At 73.0% G+C, this 19,334-nt stretch carries 18 protein-coding genes; 10 read left to right on the forward strand and 8 right to left on the reverse strand.

Annotated elements, in window-relative coordinates:
• Both VF202_09735 and VF202_09740 read left to right on the forward strand, forming a co-directional pair.
• Window positions 1-423 (forward strand): urocanate hydratase (locus tag VF202_09735; GenBank protein ID HEX7040382.1); only part of this gene is annotated, 423 nt, incomplete at its 5' end.
• Between the two features lie 181 nt (window positions 424-604).
• Window positions 605-1,129, forward strand: a complete 525-nt coding sequence (locus VF202_09740; protein ID HEX7040383.1) for a hypothetical protein — start codon at window positions 605-607, stop codon at window positions 1,127-1,129.
• Between the two features lie 119 nt (window positions 1,130-1,248).
• Here the strand turns inward: VF202_09740 and VF202_09745 are convergent, their stop codons facing one another.
• The 5 genes from VF202_09745 to VF202_09765 all read right to left on the reverse strand — a co-directional run bounded on the left by VF202_09745 (window position 1,249) and on the right by VF202_09765 (window position 6,076).
• A complete protein-coding gene (locus VF202_09745; GenBank protein HEX7040384.1) occupies window positions 1,249-2,238 on the reverse strand; it encodes an NAD-dependent epimerase/dehydratase family protein in 990 nt (329 codons plus the stop codon).
• A gap of 180 nt (window positions 2,239-2,418) precedes the next feature.
• The gene (locus VF202_09750) at window positions 2,419-2,832 is read right to left on the reverse strand and encodes a hypothetical protein (GenBank protein ID HEX7040385.1); all 414 of its coding nucleotides are present in this window, start codon (window positions 2,830-2,832) and stop codon (window positions 2,419-2,421) included.
• Between the two features lie 73 nt (window positions 2,833-2,905).
• On the reverse strand, window positions 2,906-3,604 hold the full coding sequence (locus VF202_09755) for a DUF3105 domain-containing protein (protein HEX7040386.1): 699 nt from the start codon (window positions 3,602-3,604) through the stop codon (window positions 2,906-2,908).
• Between the two features lie 154 nt (window positions 3,605-3,758).
• A complete protein-coding gene (gene pgi, locus VF202_09760) occupies window positions 3,759-5,492 on the reverse strand; it encodes a glucose-6-phosphate isomerase (GenBank protein HEX7040387.1) in 1,734 nt (577 codons plus the stop codon).
• Window positions 5,493-5,563: 71 nt separating this feature from the next.
• Entirely contained in the window at window positions 5,564-6,076 is a 513-nt protein-coding gene (locus VF202_09765) for an Rrf2 family transcriptional regulator (GenBank protein ID HEX7040388.1), read from the reverse strand.
• Window positions 6,077-6,328: 252 nt separating this feature from the next.
• On the opposite strand from VF202_09765, the gene nirK reads away from it, so the two are divergent.
• Genes nirK through VF202_09780 form a run of 3 tightly spaced genes read left to right on the forward strand, consistent with a single transcriptional unit; the run spans window position 6,329 to window position 9,114 of the window.
• Entirely contained in the window at window positions 6,329-7,540 is a 1,212-nt protein-coding gene (nirK, locus tag VF202_09770) for a copper-containing nitrite reductase (GenBank protein ID HEX7040389.1), read from the forward strand.
• A 27-nt stretch (window positions 7,541-7,567) separates the two neighbouring features.
• A complete protein-coding gene (locus tag VF202_09775) occupies window positions 7,568-8,347 on the forward strand; it encodes an SUMF1/EgtB/PvdO family nonheme iron enzyme (protein HEX7040390.1) in 780 nt (259 codons plus the stop codon).
• A gap of 11 nt (window positions 8,348-8,358) precedes the next feature.
• A complete protein-coding gene (locus tag VF202_09780; protein ID HEX7040391.1) occupies window positions 8,359-9,114 on the forward strand; it encodes an SCO family protein in 756 nt (251 codons plus the stop codon).
• A gap of 105 nt (window positions 9,115-9,219) precedes the next feature.
• Here VF202_09780 and VF202_09785 read toward each other — a convergent pair whose 3' ends face one another.
• Genes VF202_09785 through VF202_09795 form a run of 3 tightly spaced genes read right to left on the reverse strand, consistent with a single transcriptional unit; the run spans window position 9,220 to window position 11,970 of the window.
• Window positions 9,220-10,098 carry an N-acetylmuramic acid 6-phosphate etherase gene (locus VF202_09785; protein ID HEX7040392.1) on the reverse strand — a complete coding sequence of 293 codons (879 nt, stop codon included), beginning with the start codon at window positions 10,096-10,098 and terminating at the stop codon, window positions 9,220-9,222.
• Window positions 10,095-11,132, reverse strand: a complete 1,038-nt coding sequence (locus tag VF202_09790; protein HEX7040393.1) for a GNAT family N-acetyltransferase — start codon at window positions 11,130-11,132, stop codon at window positions 10,095-10,097. Before VF202_09790 ends, VF202_09785 begins: the two co-directional genes overlap by 4 nt.
• Before the next feature lie 13 nt (window positions 11,133-11,145).
• Window positions 11,146-11,970, reverse strand: coding sequence for a GntR family transcriptional regulator (locus tag VF202_09795; GenBank protein HEX7040394.1), 825 nt, complete (start codon window positions 11,968-11,970; stop codon window positions 11,146-11,148).
• Window positions 11,971-12,203: 233 nt separating this feature from the next.
• Between VF202_09795 and VF202_09800 the strand changes: the two genes are divergently transcribed.
• The 5 genes from VF202_09800 (at window position 12,204) to VF202_09820 (ending at window position 19,320) form a co-directional block, all read left to right on the forward strand.
• Complete coding sequence (locus tag VF202_09800) at window positions 12,204-13,976, forward strand: ABC transporter substrate-binding protein (protein HEX7040395.1); 1,773 nt, start codon at window positions 12,204-12,206, stop codon at window positions 13,974-13,976.
• A gap of 185 nt (window positions 13,977-14,161) precedes the next feature.
• Window positions 14,162-15,133: an ABC transporter permease gene (locus tag VF202_09805; GenBank protein HEX7040396.1), complete on the forward strand. Its 972-nt coding sequence runs from the start codon at window positions 14,162-14,164 to the stop codon at window positions 15,131-15,133.
• A 72-nt stretch (window positions 15,134-15,205) separates the two neighbouring features.
• Window positions 15,206-16,318, forward strand: coding sequence for an ABC transporter permease (locus VF202_09810; GenBank protein HEX7040397.1), 1,113 nt, complete (start codon window positions 15,206-15,208; stop codon window positions 16,316-16,318).
• Window positions 16,315-17,820: a serine hydrolase domain-containing protein gene (locus tag VF202_09815; protein HEX7040398.1), complete on the forward strand. Its 1,506-nt coding sequence runs from the start codon at window positions 16,315-16,317 to the stop codon at window positions 17,818-17,820. The genes VF202_09810 and VF202_09815 overlap by 4 nt, the downstream gene beginning before the upstream one ends.
• A 105-nt stretch (window positions 17,821-17,925) precedes the next feature.
• Complete coding sequence (locus VF202_09820) at window positions 17,926-19,320, forward strand: hypothetical protein (protein ID HEX7040399.1); 1,395 nt, start codon at window positions 17,926-17,928, stop codon at window positions 19,318-19,320.
• The last annotated feature ends 14 nt before the right edge of the window (window positions 19,321-19,334 follow it).

Below are 19,334 nucleotides of genomic sequence, written 5' to 3' on the forward strand. Positions count from 1 at the left end.
GGGGAGCGCGACAAGGCCGGCCTGCTCTTCAACGAGCTGGTGCGGAAGGGCGAGGTCAAGGCGCCCATAGTCATCGGCCGCGACCACCTCGACGCCGGCTCGGTCGCCAGCCCCTTCCGCGAGACCGAGGCCATGCGCGACGGCTCCGACGCCGTGGCCGACTGGCCGCTCCTTAACTTCGCGCTCAACGCCGTGTCCGGCGCGGCCTGGGTGAGCTTCCACCACGGCGGCGGGGTGGGGATGGGCTACTCGCTCCACGCCGGCCAGGTCACGGTGGCCGACGGCTCCGACGACGCCGCCGAGCGCCTCGCGCGGGTGCTGCTCAACGACCCCGGCACGGGCGTGATGCGCCACGCCGACGCCGGCTACGAGCGCGCCAAGCGGGTGGCGCGGGAGAGGGGCCTCGACCTGCCGAGCGCGTGAGCTCGGCGCGCGGCTCGCAGCACGGGGCTCGGAACCGGGACCGCGCGGGACAGGCCTCCCGAGCGGGAGCCGGACGGTCGCGCCCGCACGGGCGGCGCCGCTCCCGCGGCCGACGCGAACGTCCGCGCTCTGTCACCCGGCGTCACATAGGGGGCTGGGTGAGCCTGTCTACATTCTCGCCATGACCACGCCGGGTACCCCCACCGCCCGGCGCCGCTTCTCGCTCCCGCTGGCCCTCGGCGCCGTCGCTGCGGCCGCGCTCGTCCCGTTCGGGGCGGCGCAGTTCGGCTCGACAGGAGACCTGAGGCTCGTCGTCACCGGCGGCGAGCACGAGGGAGAGTACGTCCTTAGCGACGTCACCTTCTTCTTGTGCGCCTTCGGCCTCCCCGAGCCCGGCTGGTTCGACGTCCAGTACTTCGCCGACGACCAGACGGCCTGGCCGAGCAGCGTGCAGGCGGGTCACCGCGGACCGGACGCGCCCGAGGTGGACACGCCCGACGTGGTGATCGGCTTCGGCGACATGGCCGCCGACGGCGCGGGCTACGTCGTCTGGGAGGCGCAGGGCGAGGGCACGGTCGAGAGCCGGGTCGTCGAGGAGGGCGAGACTGCCACGCTCACCCTCGAGGCCACCACATCGACCGGCGTCGCCTTCAGCCTCGAGGTCGTGTGCGACGACGTCTACCGCTTCGAGGGCGGCCAGGGCTGAGGGGCGGCCGACCGGACGCGCCTCACCGGGGAGCCTGGCCCGCCGCCGGGCACGGCTGGTGTCGGCGCCCTCCCGCCTAGTCCGGGCGCTCGGGCCGCCTGTCAGGGCGCCCGTCCCGCCTAGTCGGGGCGTCCGGCCCGCCACCTGGCGAGCAGCTCGCCCTCCCTCTCGGCCACGAGGCCCGTCTTGAGCTCGGGCGAGCCAGCGCCGCGCCACCACTCCAGCGTGTCGGCGGCGGTGTCCGCCAGCGGCAGGTCCGCGAGCCCGGCGGCGTGCGCACGCGAGGCGTCGAGGAGGAAGAAGTTCGAGTACTCGCCGGGCAGCCACAGCGGCAGGTCGGAGAACGGCCGCACGCCCTGCTCGAGCAGCCAGCCCTCGTCCACGGGGACTGCCCGCGTCCCGGCCGGGGCGAGGGCGAGGCACGCGTCGAAGAGGGCGCCGAGCGTGAAGCGGCCCGCCTCCGAGGTCGCGTTGTAGGTGCCGGTGAGCCCGTCCTCGACGGCGCGCACGGTCCAGCTCCCCAGGGCCCTAGCGTCGACGCACTGCAGCGGGGTCTCGAGGCGTGACGGCACCAGCACGTCGCCGCCGCGCGCGAAGCGCACGGGCCAGTAGGTGAAGCGGTCCGTGGGGTCGTGGGGTCCGGCGACGAGCCCCGGCCTCACCACGAGCGTGGGCCCCTCGAAGCCCTCGGCGAGCGCGCGCTCGCACAGCGCCTTCAGCGCGCCGTAGGTCTCGTTCGTGACCTCCTCGACGCTCTCGTCCTCGAGCGCGGTGAGAGCGGCGTCCTCGTCGAGGTGGGGCCGCGTCTGGTCGGCGTAGACGCTGACCGTCGAGACGAGCGCGTAGCTGCCGACCCTGCCGCCCAGCGCGTCGACGAGGTACCTGACCTGCCTGGGCACGTAGGCGCTGGTGTCGACGACGGCGTCCCAGGTGCCCTCGTCGAGGGCGGAGAGGTCGGAGTCGCGGTCGCCGCGCAGCTCGCGCGCCACGCCGGTGGGCGCCGGGCGGTTCCCGCGGTTGAACAGCGTGACCTCGTGGCCGCGCGCGACGGCAGCCTCCACGATGTGCCTGCCCACGAACACGGTGCCGCCGACGACGAGGATCCTCACGAACGCCCTCCGCGCCGCGCGCGGCGGCACGTGCGGGCCCGCCGTCGCGCATCGTGTGATGGCGACACGCTACCGCCTCCCTACTCGCCCCATGGGCGTCTGTGAGGGCGTGTGGCAGCCGGCCGTGCCGCTCGTCCCCGCCGGCCGGCCCTTCCCGCGCCGGGGGCGTGTCCCGCGCGGCTAGCCCGACCGCCCGGTCCAGCCGTCCGCCAGTGCCCGCTTCGCCAGGCTCTTGGGCGCCTGCGCTCGCCAGGCCTCGAAGACAAGCGCCCTCAGCGACTCCATGGGCACCTCGGGGAGGTCCCTCACGCGCAGCAGCACCCCCGGCCAGCCGTCGAAGTGCGGCGTGGCGAAGAGCGGCAGCGACTCGTCGGAGAGCCACTCCTCCTTGCCTGCCAGCCCCAGCGTGCGGAAGACGAGCACGTCGTCCATAAGCTCGCCCGTGTCGGGGTCGACGGCGTCCTTCCGCGGTGGGCGCAGGAACAGGAACGTCTTGCCGCGGACCGTGTACGCGGGCCTGTCGGAGGAGGAGAGGAACGCCTCGGCCTCGGGCAACGAGCGCGCCAGGGCGTCCAGCTCGGCGAAGGTGGCCACGGGGGCACGATATGACGGGCAGGCCCCGGAGCCGAAGCCTGCCTGGGGCCGGCCGCCGGCGGCACCGGCACCCTCAGCGCGGATGGTGGTCGATGCCCTCGTAGGCCTCGATGAAGCGGCGCATGGCGGCCTCGTCGATCTCGTCGAAGCGCTGCAGCCGCTGCCACGCCGTGAGGGCGTACTTGCTGCCGAGGTCCTCGCGCGGGACGATGATCACGCGCCTGTAACCGCGCGCCACCTGCTCCAGCGCCGCGACGTTCTCGGCGTTCTCCTCGGGCGTGCCCATCTCGTACCAGATGACGACGCCGGCGTCCTCCATGTTGTGGACGAGGTACTCGTCGGCGATCGGCTCCGTGTACGAGCCCCAGGCCGCGATCGTCGGCATGTGCGGGCCGGACGTGGGCGGGTCGCTGTTGTAGGGAACGTGCTGCGTGTTGATAGACGCCAGGTGGAGGTTCCCGAGGCTGGGGAAGCGCTGCCCGGGGCGCGACACCTCCCTGACCACCTGGACGGCGATGGCCGTGACGATCACCGTGGCCAGGCCGGCGCCCACGGCGATGTTCACCCGCTGCTGCCTCCGCTTGCGGCTGCTGCGCACCTGCGCCGTGACGCTCGTCCGCCTGCCGCCGGCGGGCTTGGCCCCACCGCTGCCCGCCGCGTTCGCTGCGGCGGCCCGCTTCTCGGCGGTCGCCGCGGCGGCCGGCTCGTCGCCGCCCGCCGCTCCGACTCGCTTGTCGGCCTTCGCCCCCTTCTTGGCCTTCTTCTTCGCCATGCGCCTGAATCTACCCGTCGCGGCCGGCTCGCGGCGTGTCGGGTCGGTACCGTCGCCGGCCTCCCGAGGAGGCGGTGCCGCCCCTCGACCTCCTTCGGGTGGCTGGCCGCTGCGGCCACGGGATCACCGGCCAGGCCGCCGTGCGCGCGGACCCTCAACCTCCGCCGGCGCGCTCCGCGAGGTAGGCGAGTAGCCCGGCCGTCGACGCGTCGAGGTCGCCCTCCGCCTCCGCCTCGCCGCCGAGGCCGCCGGGGCCGCCGCCCCTCTCCGCCTCGCCCCCCTCGCCGCCGAGCCGCAGGCGCGGCAGCAGGTCCTTGGCCAGCTCCTTGCCCAGCTCCACGCCCATCTGGTCGAACGAGTTGACGTCCCACACGACGCCCTGCACGAACACCTGGTGCTCGTACAGCGCTACCAGCGCGCCCAGCGCCTCCGGCGTGAGCCTGGGCATGACGATCGAGGTCGAGGGCCTGTCGCCGGGGAACGTCTTGGCCGCCGCGAGGAGCTCGTCGCCGCCCACCTGGGCGCGCGCCTCCTCGAGGGTGCGTCCGCGCATCAGGGCCTGGGTCTGGGCGACGAAGTTCGCCAGCAGCGCGCGGTGGTGCTCGACGAGGTCGTGGTGCGGCGCGGCGAACGCGATGAAGTCGGCCGGCACCAGGACGGTGCCCTGGTGGAGGAGCTGGAAGAAGGCGTGCTGGCCGTTCGTGCCCGGCTGACCCCACACCACGGGCCCGGTGGCGTAGGTGACGGGCGCGCCGTGGCGCCTGACGCGCTTGCCGTTCGACTCCATGTCGAGCTGCTGCAGGTAGGCGGGCAGGTGCTCGAGCGACTCGTCGTAGGGGAGGACGGCGCGGCTCTGGGCGCCGAGGAAGTCGACGTACCAGACCGCGAGCAGGCCCAGCAGGACGGGCACGTTCTCCTCGAGCGGCGCGGTCCTGAAGTGCTCGTCGAGGGCGTGGGCCCCGGCCAGGAGGCGCGCGAAGCCCTCGTAGCCGACGGCGAGAGCGATCGACAGGCCGATCGCCGACCAGAGCGAGTAGCGCCCGCCGACCCAGTCCCAGAACTCGAAGACGCCCTCGGCCGGTATGCCGAACCGCGCCGCCTCGTCGACGTTCGAGGAGAGCGCGACGAAGTGCCGCGCCACCGCGGCCTCGTCCCCGGCGGCGCGCACCAGCCACGCGCGCGCCGTGCGGGCGTTCATCATCGTCTCCTGCGTCGTGAACGTCTTCGACGCGACGAGGAACAGGGTCCTGGCGGGGTCGAGGGCCGCGAGCTCGCGCGCGATCGCGGCGCCGTCGACGTTCGACACGAAGCGCACGCGCACGCCCGGCACGGCGTAGGGCTCGAGGGCGCGCACCGCCATCTGCGGGCCGAGGTGCGAGCCGCCGATGCCGATGTTCACGACGTCGGTGATGCGCTCGCCGGAGAAGCCGCGCCACGCGCCGGAGTGGACGCGCGCGACGAACGCGCGCATGCGCTCCTGGACGTCGCGCACGGCCGGCATCACGTCCACGCCGTCCACGACGACCGGTCGGCCCGAGAGGTCGCGCAGCGCGACGTGCAGCACCGCGCGGTCCTCCGTGACGTTGATGCGCTCGCCCGCGAACATCGCCTCCCTGGCCCGCTCGAGGCCGGAGGCGCGGGCGAGGTCGAGGAGCAGCGCCAGGGTCTCGTCGGTGGCCAGGTGCTTGCTGTAGTCGACCAGCATCTCCGTGGCACCGAGCTCGAGCCGTCGCGAGAGGCGAGCGAACCTGCCCGGGTCCTCGGCGAAGGCGCGCCTCAGGCTGAAGCCGGCCAGCGCCTCGCGGTGCCGCTCCAGGGCGCGCCAGGCGGTCGCCCAGGCGGCCTCGTCGCGCCAGCTCGCCGCCCGGCCGGGCGACCCTTCAGGCACGGGTGCCTGCCCACCGGCCGGCGCGCGACCGCTCGGGCGGGGACGCCCTCCGGCTCGCGGCGCGCGACCGCTCAGGCACGCGCGCCCTCCGCCCCGCTCGCGCTCGCGCCGGGGAGCTGGGCCCGCAGCCGCTCGAGGGCCGGCGGGTCGATGAGGTCGGCCATCTTCACGCTGGCGAAGGCCTCGTGCACGAGCAGCGTGGTGCGCACCCACATGCCGTTGACGCTGCAGAAGCCCTTGCGCTGCTGGGTCGCGCAGCGCTGCCTCGTCTGGCAGGTGTCCATCAGCACCGGACCGGAGACCGTCTGGATGACGTCGAGCAGTGAGAGGTCGGCCGGGTCGACGACGAGCCTCACGCCCCCCGCGCGCCCCGGCCGGCTCTCCACGTAGCCTGCCTTCGACAGTCGCGCCAGCACCTTCGCGAGGAACGCCGGGGGGAACTCCAGGTCCTCGGCGATGCGCGAGCTGCTGGCGCCGGGGTTCTCGGCGACGTAGACGATCACGTGTACCGCGTAGCTCTCCTCGCGGCGCAGCAGCGTCCTCACGCCGGCGCCGGCGAGGGAGTCCCGTGAGGGCTGTCCCACGGCCGGATGCTAGCACCAGCCCTTCCCGCCGCCGGGTCGCCGCCGAGGGCGCCGGGAGCGCACGGTCGCCCGTGCCGGCGCGGCCGCTGCGCGCGGGACCGACGCGCAGGACATATGTCCTGGACGACAATTGTCCCTTACCGAGACGCGGCCGCACACCTAACTTGGACATAGATGTCCGGGTTTAGGCGCGACCCGCCCCCGGACCCGAACGGGAGAAGAAGCCGGAACACCGGCCGTAGGAGGAAGGCGATGAGAGACAAGAGCGGGAACCTGCATGCGGGAGCGATCGTCGGGGGCGCCGCCCTCGTCGTCGCGCTCGCCGTCGTGCTCGCCCTGTTCGGCGGGCGCGACGCGAACGCCGTCGAACCGCCCGCTGACGACCCTCGCGTCCAGCTCACGCTGGCCGAGACGCCCGCGCACGCGGCGCACGACCTGACGATCAACGCCGTCTGGGCCGAGCGCGCGCTGCGCGCCGACGAGGAGGACCAGGTCCCCGTCGCCGACCTGCCCGTGATCAAGGGAGCGCTCGGCTACGCTCCCCACGCCGCCCCGCCCGTGGACCGCGACTACCGCGCCCACGTCCAGGTGGAGCTCGAGGTCGTCGAGAAGGTCATGGAGATCGCCGACGGCGTCGAGTACCGGTTCTGGACCTTCGGCGGCAGCGTGCCGGGGCCCATGATCCGCGTGCGCGAGGGCGACTACGTGACCTTCACGCTCCAGAACCACCCGTCGAGCCTGATGCCGCACAACATCGACCTGCACGCCGTGAGCGGCCAGGGCGGCGGCGCCGAGGCCACGCTCATCGCCCCCGGACAGCAGGCGACGTTCTCGTTCACGGCGCTCAACCCGGGCGTGTACGTCTACCACTGCGCCACGGCGCCGGTGGGCATGCACATCGCCAACGGCATGTACGGCCTGATCGTCGTCGAGCCCAAGGAGGGCTTCCCCGCCGTCGACCGCGAGTACTACGTGATGCAGGGCGACTTCTACACCAAGGGCGACTTCGGCGAGCCCGGCCTCCAGGAGTTCGACATGCTGCGCGCCATCGACGAGGACGCCGCCTACGTGGTGTTCAACGGGCGCGTCGGCTCGCTCACGGGCGACAACGCCATGCAGGCCAAGGTGGGCGAGACCGTGAGGCTCTTCGTCGGCAACGGCGGCCCGAACCTCACCAGCAGCTTCCACGTGATCGGCGACGTGTTCGACCGCGTCTGGCTCGAGGGCGGCGCGATCGTGAACCGCGACATCCAGACCACGCTGATCCCTGCCGGCGGCGCGGCCGTGGTGGAGTTCGACACCAACGTCCCCGCCTCCCTCACGCTGGTCGACCACTCGATCTTCCGCGCCTTCAACAAGGGCGCCATCGGCAGCCTGGTCGTGACGGGCGAGGCGGACCCCGTGGTCTACAGCGGCCGCATCGACGTCAGGCCCTACCACCCCGAAGCCACCGCCGGGTACTGACCGGCAGGAGACCGGAAGGGACCCTCGATGAGCCGCCTCGCCGCCGCCCTGCTCGCGCTCGCCGCGCTGGCCGTCGCCTTCGACGCTCGCGCCGAGACCGCGCACGTCGCAGCCGCCGCGATGGTGCAGGTGACTGGCGGCGAGGTGGCCCTGCTCTTCCCCGTCGAGGGCGAGGAGCTGGCGACCGTGGCGCCGTTCGCGATCGACGCGACCCCGGTGACCAACGCCCGGTTCCTCGCCTTCGTGCGGGAGCACCCGGAGTGGGCCAAGGGCGCCGTGCCCCGCATCTTCGCGACCGAGGGCTACCTCGCCCACTGGGGCGAGGACGGCGGCCTCGGTGCGGCCGACCCCGACGCGCCGGTGACGAACGTCTCCTGGTTCGCCGCTGCCGCCTACTGCGAGGCGCGCGGCGCCCGCCTGCCCACCGAGGCCGAGTGGGAGCTCGTCGCCCGCGCCGGCGAGCGGCTGGCGGACGGCTACCTCGAGCCGGGCTACCGCGAGCGGGTGCTCGCCCTCGTGAACGGCCGCGCTCCAGTGCCCGGACCCGTGGGCCGCGGCGAGCTCAACGCCTACGGCGTGTACGACATGCACGGCCTCGTCTGGGAGTGGGTGTTCGACGTGGGCGCCGCGCTCAACACCGCGGACAGCCGCTCCGCCGGCGACCGGCGACTCCAGCTCCTGTGCGGCGGCGGCTCGGCCGGGGCAGCGGACACCAGCGACTACGCCGCCTTCCTGCGCTACGCGTTCCGCAGCGGCCTGAGCGGCGACTACGCCGGCGGCGGCCTCGGCTTCCGCTGCGCCTCCTGAGGAGAGGGGACATGAACCGCACCCTGCGCGCCCTGCTCACGGCCACCGCGGCCGCCCTCGCCCCGCTCCTGGCCGCCTGCGGCGAGGACGGCGCCGCCGGGCTGGCACCCACCGAGAACGGCCTCCACGCCTCCCATGACGACCACGTTGCCACCGGCCACGCTGCCACCATGACCGCTTCCGGCATGCGGGCCGAGCACGTCTCGGCACGCGCCCACATCGCACCGCCGGCGGGCCACCACGAGGCCCACCAGTCGGCGCTGCCCGCGGGCGAGCTGCCCGGCACGTCGCTCTTCCACCTGTCCAGCGCCTGGACAGACCAGGACGGCGCGGCCTTCGCGCTGCCCGACCTGCGCGGCCGGCCCTCCGTGTTCGTGATGTTCTACGGCGACTGCACCACGGCCTGTCCGCTGCTCGTCAAGGCCGCCGAGGACATCGAGGGCGCCCTGCCCGCCGAGCTGAGGGGCGAGGTCCAGTTCGTGATGGTCTCGTTCGCGACCGAGGTGGACACGCCCGCCAAGCTCAAGGCCTACGCGGCGAGCAAGGGCCTCGAGCGCGACGGGTGGCACTGGCTGGTCGGCTCGCCGCTGCAGACGCGGCAGCTCGCGGCGCTGCTCGGCGTGCAGTACCGCGACCTCGGCGACGGCACGTTCGCGCACTCGAACGTCGTGACGGTCCTCGACCGCGAGGGCGTGCCGGTCGCGCGCCTCGAGGGCCTCGGCGCCGACCTCGAGCCGGCCGTGGGAGCGCTGCTCGGCGCCATCTAGCTGGCGCGTTCGGCGCGCACTGCCCTGCTGTGGGCGTACAGCAGCCGACCAACGCGAGCATCACCCGCCGCCGCGCGGCCGACCCGGCACGGGCGCTCTCTCGCCTCAGCCCAGCGCGTTCACGGCGGCCCTGACGCGGCCGCCGCTCGCCTCCAGTGCCGCACGAGCCGCCGCGGCGTCGACACCCGTGAGGCCCATGACGATCGCCACGCGGATGTCCCGGTCCGCGCGCCGTAGCAGCTCCCGCGCCTCCTCGACGTTCCGCCCGGTGGCGCGGGCGACGATCCCGGCCGCCCGCTCGACGAGCTTGGCGTTCAGCGGGCGCATCCCGACCATGAGGTTGTCGTACGAGCCGCCCAGGCGGACCATCACGGCCGTCGAGAGAGCGTTCAGGGCGGCCTTCTGCGCCGTCCCCGCCGCCAGGCGGGTGCTGCCGGCCAGCACCTCTGGCCCCGTGTCGAGCAGCACGCCCACCTGGGCGGCCTCGAGCAGGGGGGTGCCGGGGTTGTTCGCGATGCCGACGGTGAAGGCCCCCAGCGCCCCGGCGCGCCGCACGGCGGCGACCGTGTAGGGCGTGCGCCCGCTCGCCGCCAGCCCCACGACGGCGTCGTCGCGGCCCACGCCGGCGCGCTCCAGGTCGTCGACGGCCGCCTCGACGTCGTCCTCGGCGCCCTCCTTCGCCCGCGACTGCGCCTCGCCGCCGCCCGCCATCAGGACGACGGCGTCGTCGTAACCGAACGTCGGCGCCAGCTCGGCCGCGTCGAGGACGCCCAGGCGGCCGGACGTGCCCGCCCCCACGTAGACCAGCCGCCCGCCCGCGGCCAGACGCGCCTCGACGCCCTCGGCGGCCCGCGTCAGGGCCGGCAGCGCGCGCTCCACGGCGGCGATCGCTCGCGCGTTGGCAGCCGTCACGGCCGCGAGGATCCTGCCGGTGTCCCAGGTGTCGAGGCCCGCGTACCGCGGGTCGATCGCTTCGGTGCTCACGTCCCTCCTCCGCTCCGCCCGGCCGGCAGAGGCGCCTGCGCCCGCTGGTAGGTGCGCCAGGCCCGCGCGCCCAGGCGGCCGTAGAAGGCGCCCAGGGTCGTCCAGTTGATGATGACGTCGGTGACCCCGCGCTGGCGCAGCGCCGCCGCCGCGCCGCGCACCATGGCGAGCCCGACGCCGCCGCCGCGAGCCTCGGGCGCCACGCCGAGCGGCCCGATCGCGCCCAGCCGTCCGCCGGGGAGCTCGCGCTCCAGCGCGGCGGACCAGTGCAGGCCCGGCGAGGTGACGCTCTCGCGGCCCAGGAACGCGACGCAGAACCCCTCGGCTCCTGCCGAGGCGCCACCCGGATGAGCGCTCGTGCGCTCTACCGTGAACGCGGTGGCGCCGCCCGCCAGGTAAGAGGCCACCTCCTCGGCCCAGCGGCCCGGGAAGGCGCGGGTCACGAACCCCAGCGCGCCCTGGGGGTCGTCGTCCCGCAGACGCCAGCCGGTGGGCATGGGCGCCTCCGGCAGCGGTGGGCGCAGGTCGAGGTGCAGGTCGTGCTCGAGAGCGGCGAAGCGCGCGCCCCGTCGCCTCAGCAGCCGCCACGCCGCCGGCGGCGCCTCCAGCGGCACGCCGGGGAGGAGGTGGTCGGCGTCCGAGCCGAACCGCGCCTCGCGGGCGCCCGCGGCGGCGAGGCGGTCCAGGAGCGCGTCGAGGAGGGCCGAGCCGATGCCGCGGCCCTGGTGCTCGACCGGCACGGCGAGCGAGGAGACCCAGGCCGCGCCCCGTGGCTGCCAGGGCGAGGCCGGCAGCTTCCCGTGCGCGTAGCCGGCGAGCTCGCCGCCCGCGAACGCGCCGAGGAGGAAGGAGGGATCGTGATGACGTGACGCCAGGCGCTCGCGCCACAGCGCCGCGGAGAGCGGGTAGGGGTTGGCCGGCAGCCGCGCCCAGGCGGCGTTCCACAGCTCCGGCACGCGCTCGGCCTCGGCGGGGGAGAGCGGCCTGATCACGAGGGGGCCGGGCCGGTCCACGGCGCGGCCGTGCCGGTCCACCGCGCTGCTCACCTCAGTACGACCGGAGGTCGAGGGCCATGCGGTAGATGTCGCCCCGGTAGGCGCTGCGGACGAACTCGAAGGGGCGGCCGTCGTCGCCGTGCGTGGTGCGCTCGAGGGCCAGCACCGGCACGGAGCGCGCGATGCCGAGGACGCGGCACTCGTGCTCGGTCGGCAGGCGAGCGGCGATCGTCTGCCGGGCCCTCGACGGCTTGATGCCGAACTGGCCCTCCAGGGTCCTGTAGAGGCTGCCGGTCTCGGCCAGGCGCTCGAGGGAGAGGCCCGCCAGGTCGCTGCGCAGATAGGCGTCCTGCAGGGCGAGGGGCTCGCCCGTGGCGGTGCGCAGCCTGGTCAGCCTCAGCACCGGCGTGCCGACGTCGTGGCCGAGAGCGTGGGCCGTGTGGTCGTCGGCGGGCACGACCTCGGCGGCGAGGAGCCGGGCGCCCGGCTGGAAGCCGAGGTTGCGCGCCTCGTCGGTGAAGCCGAGGACGCGGTCGATGACCTGCTCCACCGGGCGCGGCCTGACGAACGTGCCGGAGCCCTGGCGCTGCTCGACGACACCGGCGGCGACGAGCTCCTCGAAGGCGCGCCTCACCGTCATGCGCGAGAGTCCCAGGCCGAGGGCCAGGCCGCGCTCCGACGGCAGGGCCGCGCCGGCGGGCAGGTCGCCGTCGGCGATGGCCCTGGCGAGCTGGTCGCGGAGCTGCAGGTAGGCGGGCGTGGGCAGAGACTTGTCGACGGTGAGCTCGAGACCGGCCGCGCGCGTCGCCGCCGCGCGGCCAGACCGGCCCGAAGGCGCCCCCGACGCCGCCCGCTCGCTCACAGTGCTGCCCGCCATCGACCAGCCTCCTCGCCACGGGCGCCTCGCTCGTCGGACGCCGTCGCCGTCGAGTGGTTGCGTACCACTTCTATACCATCCTGACGGGGCTCGTTACGTCCTGCCGCCGGTCAGGGGAGAGCACGGCCGGCCCCCGCCGGTCTCTTAATGCTCCCCGTCACCCCTTGTGAGTGGTACAGGGCTGGTCTATCCTGGCGCAGCCGTTCGCGAAGGCGAAACCTTGGAGGTACCGGATGCACCGCAGAAACCGCTTGACCGTGCTGGTGGCCGCGCTGCTCGCCCTGGCCGGCGCGGCCCTGGCGCAGCCGAAGGTCGTGGACTACTCGAGCCTGGGCATGGAGCCCGGCACCGTAGGCGGCAGCATCACCCTGCCGCTCGGGGCGGCGCCGCCCACGTTCCTCTACTACGCGCAGATCGACAACGCCACCCAGACCCTCACCGGCCAGGTGTTCGACTCCCTCGTCGAGTTCAACCTCGAGACCTACGAGCTCGAGCCGGGCCTGGCGGCGAGCTGGGACGTCTCCGAGGACGGCACCGTCTACACCTTCCACCTGCGCGAGGGCGTCACGTGGCACGACGGCGAGCCTTTCACGGCCGAGGACGTCGTGTTCACCTACGAGAACATCATCGCGAACCCCGAGGCGCGCGCCGGCGACGCCGCCCAGTTCACGTTCACCGTCGAGGGCGAGCAGCGTCAGGTGACCTTCGAGGCGCCCGACGACAACACCGTCGTCATGACGCTCCCGGCCCCGTCCGCCGCGTTCCTGCTGCAGCAGCGCTTCCCGATCATGCCGAAGCACAAGCTGCTGGAGTTCAGCGTCGAGGGCGGCGCCCAGCCCGGCGACATCAACAACGCCTGGCCGACCGACGTCGACCTCTCGGAGGTCGTGGGCACCGGTCCGTTCATGTACGAGAGCTACACGCCCGGCCAGCTCGTGGTCCTGCGGCGCAACCCGAACTACTGGAAGCAGGACACCGCCGGCACGCAGCTCCCGTACCTCGAGGAGCTCCGCTACCTCGTGGTGCAGGGCACCGAGGCCCAGACGGCGCAGTTCCTGGCCGGCAACCTCGACCAGCTCAACATCTCGGGCGCGCAGTTCCCGAACTTCAAGGACCTGGAGCAGCAGGGCTCCGGCTTCCACGTCGTCGTCAGCGACGCGCTGTTCGGCTCGCCGCCCCACGTCGCCTTCAACTTCGACGACCCGACCTTCGGCGAGCTGTTCTCGAACCACGAGTTCCGCAAGGCCATGGAGTTCGCCGTCAACCGCCAGCGCGTGATCGACGACGTCTACAACGGCCTCGCCACGCTCCCCGGCACGCCTACCGCACCCGCCGACGGCACGTTCTACGAGGACACCACCGGCCTCATGAACATGTACGACCTCGAGGCCGCCGCCGCGGCCCTCGACGCGCTGGGCGTGGTCGACAGCGACGGCGACGGCATCCGCAACATGCCGGGCGGCGGACCGAACCTGCAGTTCGGCCTCACCTACGCCTCCGACTCGCAGACCTTCACCGACATCGCCACGATCGTCCAGAACGACTTCGCGCAGATCGGCATCCAGGCCGACCTCGTCGCCGTGCAGAACGCGGCGCTGCTCTCGACGGGCCTCGCCGGCGACTACCAGGCGATCATCGTGGCGCTGGGCAACCAGCCCGACCCCGAGCTCCGCAAGCCCATCTGGCAGCCGGGCGGCGCGCTCTACTACTGGCACCGCTCCACCCAGCCGGCCGAGCCGGGCGGCGAGCCGAACTTCGACGCCATGGCCGACTGGGAGCGCCGGGTCTACGAGATCTTCGACCAGGGCACGGTCATGGTCGACCAGGCGGCGCGCGTCGCGCTCTACAAGGAGTGGCAGCGCCTCAACGCCGAGTACGCGCCCGTGATCATGATCGCCAAGCCCACCAACGTCGCCGCCGTGTGGGACCACGTCGGCAACTTCGTCTACAGCCTGGGCGTCATCCCCGGGTACAACCCCGTCCCGCTCTACACCGTCGAGCAGTGACGACGGGGCGGTAGAGTCGCAGTCGGTCCAACGCCGGGTCGGGCGAGGGAGCTCCTCGCCCGCCCGGTCGTCTACGGCGGCGGCAGAGCCCACCCGGCCGCGCAAGGCGGCAGCACGGACCGCGCGGCCGTACCAGGCGGCGGCACAGGCCGCGCAGCGGAGCCGGGCGAGGGCGCGGAGGGCCCGTGCTTGTCTACGTGATCAGGCGCATCGCCGTGATGGTCCCGACGCTGTTCCTGGTGTCGGTCGTCTGCTTCTTCGTCATCCAGATCGCGCCCGGGTCGTTCACCGACCGCTACCTCGAGGACCCGCGCATGAGCCCCGCCCAGGTGGCGCGCATCCAGCAGCAGCTCGGCCTCGACCGGCCCGCTCACGAGCAGTTCCTGCGCTGGGTGGGCGGCATCGTCGCGCGCGGCGACTTCGGCTTCAGCTTCTTCGCCAACAGGCCGGTGTGGAGCGTGATCGGCGAGCGCCTGTGGTGGACGGTGCTCGTGGCCGGCATCACGATGGTCTTCGCCTGGGTCGTGGCCGTGCCGCTCGGCATCTACACGGCCCTGCGGCGCAACGGCGTCACCGACTTCTTCGCCAGCTTCGTGGGCTACGTCGGCCTCGCCACCCCCGACTTCCTCGTGGCGCTGCTGCTCGTGTCGCTGGTGCTGCAGTCCGGCGGGACGAACGTGGGCGGGCTGTTCAGCCCGCAGTACATCGCCGCGCCGTGGAGCTGGGCTAGGTTCCTCGACTTCCTCAACCACATGTGGATACCGGTGCTGGCGATCGGCACGGGCAGCATCGCCGCGGTCATGAGGCAGATGCGCGCGAACCTTCTCGACGTGCTGAACGCCGACTACGTGCGCACGGCCCGCTCGAAGGGCCTGCCGGAGCGCCGGGTCATCAACAGGCACGCCGTGCGCACCGCGCTCAACCCGCTGGTCTCGCTCGCCGGCCTCAGCCTGCCCGAGCTGATCAACGGGACGATCATCGCCAGCATCGTCCTGAACCTCCCGACGATCGGGCCGCTGCTCTACGACTCGCTGATCAACAAGGACCAGTACGTCGCGATGTCGCTCCTGTTGCTCTCCAGCGTCCTGCTGATGGCGGGCAACCTCCTGGCCGACATCGCCCTCGCCTGGATCGACCCGCGGATCCGCTATGACTGAGGGCCGCGCGAGAACCGCCGTCGTCGGGCGCCGCGCCGGAGCGACCCCGCCGCCGCGGGCGGGGGCCCGCCCGTGAGCGAGCCCGAACGCCTCCTTCGTCGCCGCACGCGACACCGCGGCGAGGGGCGCACGCCGCTCCAGCTGGCGTGGCGCCGGTTCCGGCGCTCGCGGTCGGGCATGGTCGGCGGCGTCGTGCTCGTCGTCCTGTACCTCATCGCACTGTTCTCGCAGTTCCTCGCGCCGTACTCGATAACGCGGCAGTACCCAGCGGTCTACCAGCCGCCGCAGCGGCTGCACTTCCTCCACGAGGGCCGGCTGGTGTGGCCGTACGTGCGCCCGATGGTGCAGGAGCGCGACCCCGTGACGTTCCGCCGCCGCTTCGTCGAGGACACCAGCGAGCGGCTGCCGCTGCGCCTGTTCGTGAGGGGCGATCCCTACCGGTTCCTCGGGCTCATACCCAGCGACAGGCACCTCTTCGGCGTCGAGGGCGGCACGTTCTTCGCGCTCGGCACCGACCGCTTCGGCCGCGACCTCCTCTCGCGCGTCCTCGTCGGCTCGCAGGTGTCACTGACCGTGGGGATCATCGGCATCGCCATCTCCTTCGCCATCGGCATCTTCATCGGCGGCCTGTCCGGCTACTACGGAGGCTGGGTCGACCAGGTCCTGCAGCGGTTCATCGAGGTGCTGCTCTCGTTCCCGCGGCTGCCCATACTGCTCGCCCTCGCCACCGTGATCCCGCCGTCGTGGCCGTCCACGTGGGTGTACGCGGGGATCGTGGCGGTCCTGGCCGTGATCGGCTGGGCCAGCCTCGCCCGCGTCGTCAGGGGCCAGGTGCTGGCCGTGCGCGAGGTCGACTTCGTGTCCGCCGCCAGGGCGCTGGGCGCACGCGACGTGTCTATCGTCGTCAAGCACGTCGTCCCGAACCTGACCTCGTACCTGATCGTCGCGGCCACGCTGGCGCTGCCCGGCTACATCCTGGGCGAGAGCACGCTGTCGTTCCTCGGCCTCGGCATCAAGGAGCCCATGACGTCCTGGGGCCTGCTGCTGAAGGACGCGCAGAGCTTCGAGGCCCTGCGGCTCTACCCCTGGCTGCTCGCGCCCGGCGCGCTCATCGTCGTCTCCGTCCTGGCCTTCAACTTCGTCGGCGACGCCCTGCGCGACGCCGCCGACGTGCGCACGCAGTGAGCCGCGGCGAGCCGCGACGGGGGAGCTCGAGCGGCCTCCGCCGACCGAGCCGCGCGGACCTGGGACGCCTCGACGAGGCGCTGCGGTCGCTGGCCGAGCGCACGGGCGCTCCCGGCCTGGCCGTCACGCTCTTCACCCGCGACGAGGTGCTCTACGAGGCGGGCATCGGCCACCGCGACCGCGAGGCCCGCGCGCCCATCGACGCCGACACGATCTGCGGCATCGCCTCGGTCACGAAGTCGTTCACGGCCCTCGCCGTCCAGGCGCTGGCGGCGGACGGCCTGCTGCGCCTCGACGACCCCGTGACCGAGCACCTCCCGTTCACCCTCTGGGAGCACCGACGGCCGGCCACGCTCCGCCACCTCCTCAGCCACACGAGCGGCCTGCCGCCGACGCCGACGATGACGTGGCTGCGCGCCGCGAGCCAGGCCGGGGACGCGGCAGCGTCGGCGCCCACGCTGCGCGAGGCGCTGACCACGGTGACCGGCGGCCCGGAGGAGCTGGGGCGACGCGCCGCCGAGGTCGCGACCTTCGACGGCCTGGTCGCGTACCTGAACGCGAACGTGGAGCTCCTCGGCGAGCCGGGCGAGCTCTTCAGCTACAGCAACGACGCCTACTGCCTCCTCGGCGGGGTCGTCGAGCGCGCCTCGGGCCGGCCGCTCGAGGCGTTCCTCGCGGAGCGCGTGCTGGCGCCCCTCGGCATGACGAGGACCACGTTCGACCTGGACCGGGTCATGGCCGACGCCAACGCCGCCACGCTCTACGAGCGCGACGAGGGGGGCGAGGTGCGACGCTCGCCCGCGTGGCAGACGACGGGCAGGATGCTGGGCGGCGGGATGCTCAAGTCCACGCTGCGCGACCTGCGGACCTGGGTCCGCTTCCTCATGGCGCCCGAGTCCCCCGGCGGAGACGGCCGCCCGCTCTGCGAGGCCGTCGGCGTGCCCGCCGCGTCCGTGAGGGAGATGGCCAGGGGCGAGGCGTGGTGCGGGCCCGGAGCGCGCTACGGACGCGGCCTGCGCGAGGCCCACCTCCGCGGCCTGCGCTTCGTCGGGCACAGCGGCGGGCTCAAGGGCGTCTCCAGCTACGTCGGGTGGGTGCCGGACCTCGGCGTCGGCGCCGTCGTGCTGACGAACCTGGGCGGCCTGCCCAGCGAGAAGGCCTTCACGACCGCCATCGGGGCGTACGCGGGACTGCCGCCCGACGCCGCCGCCTACGAGCCCGCGCCGTACGAGGCCGCGCCGCACGAGGTCGAGGAGGTCCTCGGCAGCTACGCCTCGGGCGAGCCCTACGGCCGGCTGCGCCTCTTCGAGGACGCGGCCGGCGCGCTGCGCGCCGCGGTGGGCTTCCCCGCGGTCGAGGTGCCGGCCTTCATGGCCGGCCCGAGCGAGGTCGCGCTGCGCTACCCCGAGTACGACGCTCCCGTCACCCTGCTCCGGAGGGACGGCCGCGTGTGGGCGGCTCATCACGGGTCGAGGGTGCTCGAGAGAGTACGCTCCGCCTAACGCACAGCCTCATCGAATCGGGATGAAAGCGGGAGTATCCGGAACCTTTCGTCGAGGACCGGGGGTATCGTCAGTCTAGATCGACCTCTACCTGGGGGGCTGAGCATGGAACTTCCTGCAGGCGTCGTGTCGGGCGAGGCGGCCCGGCTGATTCCCGTGGTCGCCGACAGCAGTCGTGAGGTCAGGGCCACGTCCGTCCTGTTGGCCGCGCTTCAGTCGGTACCGACATTCGCCAAGGCACTACTGGCGACGATCGGCCAGTCGGTATCCAGCCGGTCCGTGCTGCTCGGGTACACGGAGACGAAGTTCCAGACGAAGGATTCAGAGCCCGACTGCAGGCCCGACGGCTATCTGCTGCTCATGCGTGGCGGCAAGGTCAAGTGGTCGGCCCTCGTCGAAGCGAAGATCGGTAGGGCCGAGCTCGACGAAGAGCAGCTCAGGCGCTACGTCGCGCTGGCCAAAGCCCAGCAGATTCCCGCTGTCATCACGATCTCCAACCAGTTCGTGGCGCTGCCGACGCACCACCCAGTGCGGTTGCCCAAGAGCATGGTGCGACACGTGCAGCTCCTCCACTGGTCCTGGATGCACATCCTCACGGAGGCTCTGCTGCTCGTCGACTCCGACGACCTGGAGAACCCCGCCGAGAGGTTCATCCTGTCCGAGACCATCCGCTACTTCTCGCACCCGTCGGTAGGGGCTTCGACACACGACCAGATGAATCCCGAGTGGCGCGAGCTCGTGGCCCGGGTGCAGGCGGGGGCGCCGTTGTCGAGGCCGAGCGACATGGTCGTGAAGACCGTGGAGGGCTGGCATCAGGAATCGAGGGATCTGGCGTTGCTCCTCACCCGCCAGTTGGGGCAGGCCGTGGCGTTGAAGCTAAGTCGCAAGGAGCAGCGTGACCCAGCTTTCCGCCTCAAGGAGGACGCCGAGCGCCTCGTCTCGGCGTACAAGCTCGAGACCGCCTTCGCGGTTCCCAATGCCGCTGCGCCCATATCGATGAGATGCGACCTGCGGCGCCGAACCATAGAGGTCGCCATGAACCTGGATGCTCCTTCAGACAGGCAGCGGGCGAGCAGCAGGATCAACTGGCTCCTGAGACAGCTGAGCAAGACGGACCCCGATGGCTTCCACGTACGTACACACTGGCCGGGGCGCATCCCTCCCACCCAAGCGCCGCTGGCCGCCGTGAGGGCTGACGCCACGCTGCTGCTGCCGGAGGGGGTCACCGCCTTGCCAAGCTCGTTCGACGTGGTCCTGATCAGGGACCTCGCCGGCAAGTTCAGCGGGCGCCGGACGTTCCTAGAGGAGCTGGAGCAGGCACTGCCGTACTTCTATCAGCAGGTGGGTCAGCACCTGCGCGCTTACGCTCCCAAGCCGCCGCGAGCACCCGAAGCGCCCGGATCTCAAGACGATGCGGAGGACAGTACGGAGGGGCCCGCGGGCGCGGACGAAACCTCAGCACCAGAGCGATCCCGGTACTCGGCTCCGGGACACGGGTAAGACCCCCGTCACTT

The sequence above is a fragment of the Trueperaceae bacterium genome, assembly GCA_036381035.1.
GTDB lineage: Bacteria > Deinococcota > Deinococci > Deinococcales > Trueperaceae > DASRWD01.

Coding starts and splice junctions, on each gene's coding strand:
- VF202_09820 (HEX7040399.1), top strand. CDS start 17,926: ATGGAACTTCCTGCAGGCGTCGTGTCGGGCGAGGCGGCCCGGCTGATT.
- nirK (HEX7040389.1), top strand. CDS start 6,329: ATGAGAGACAAGAGCGGGAACCTGCATGCGGGAGCGATCGTCGGGGGC.
- VF202_09740 (HEX7040383.1), top strand. CDS start 605: ATGACCACGCCGGGTACCCCCACCGCCCGGCGCCGCTTCTCGCTCCCG.
- VF202_09795 (HEX7040394.1), bottom strand. CDS start 11,970: ATGGCGGGCAGCACTGTGAGCGAGCGGGCGGCGTCGGGGGCGCCTTCG.
- VF202_09780 (HEX7040391.1), top strand. CDS start 8,359: ATGAACCGCACCCTGCGCGCCCTGCTCACGGCCACCGCGGCCGCCCTC.
- VF202_09755 (HEX7040386.1), bottom strand. CDS start 3,604: ATGGCGAAGAAGAAGGCCAAGAAGGGGGCGAAGGCCGACAAGCGAGTC.
- VF202_09775 (HEX7040390.1), top strand. CDS start 7,568: ATGAGCCGCCTCGCCGCCGCCCTGCTCGCGCTCGCCGCGCTGGCCGTC.
- VF202_09800 (HEX7040395.1), top strand. CDS start 12,204: ATGCACCGCAGAAACCGCTTGACCGTGCTGGTGGCCGCGCTGCTCGCC.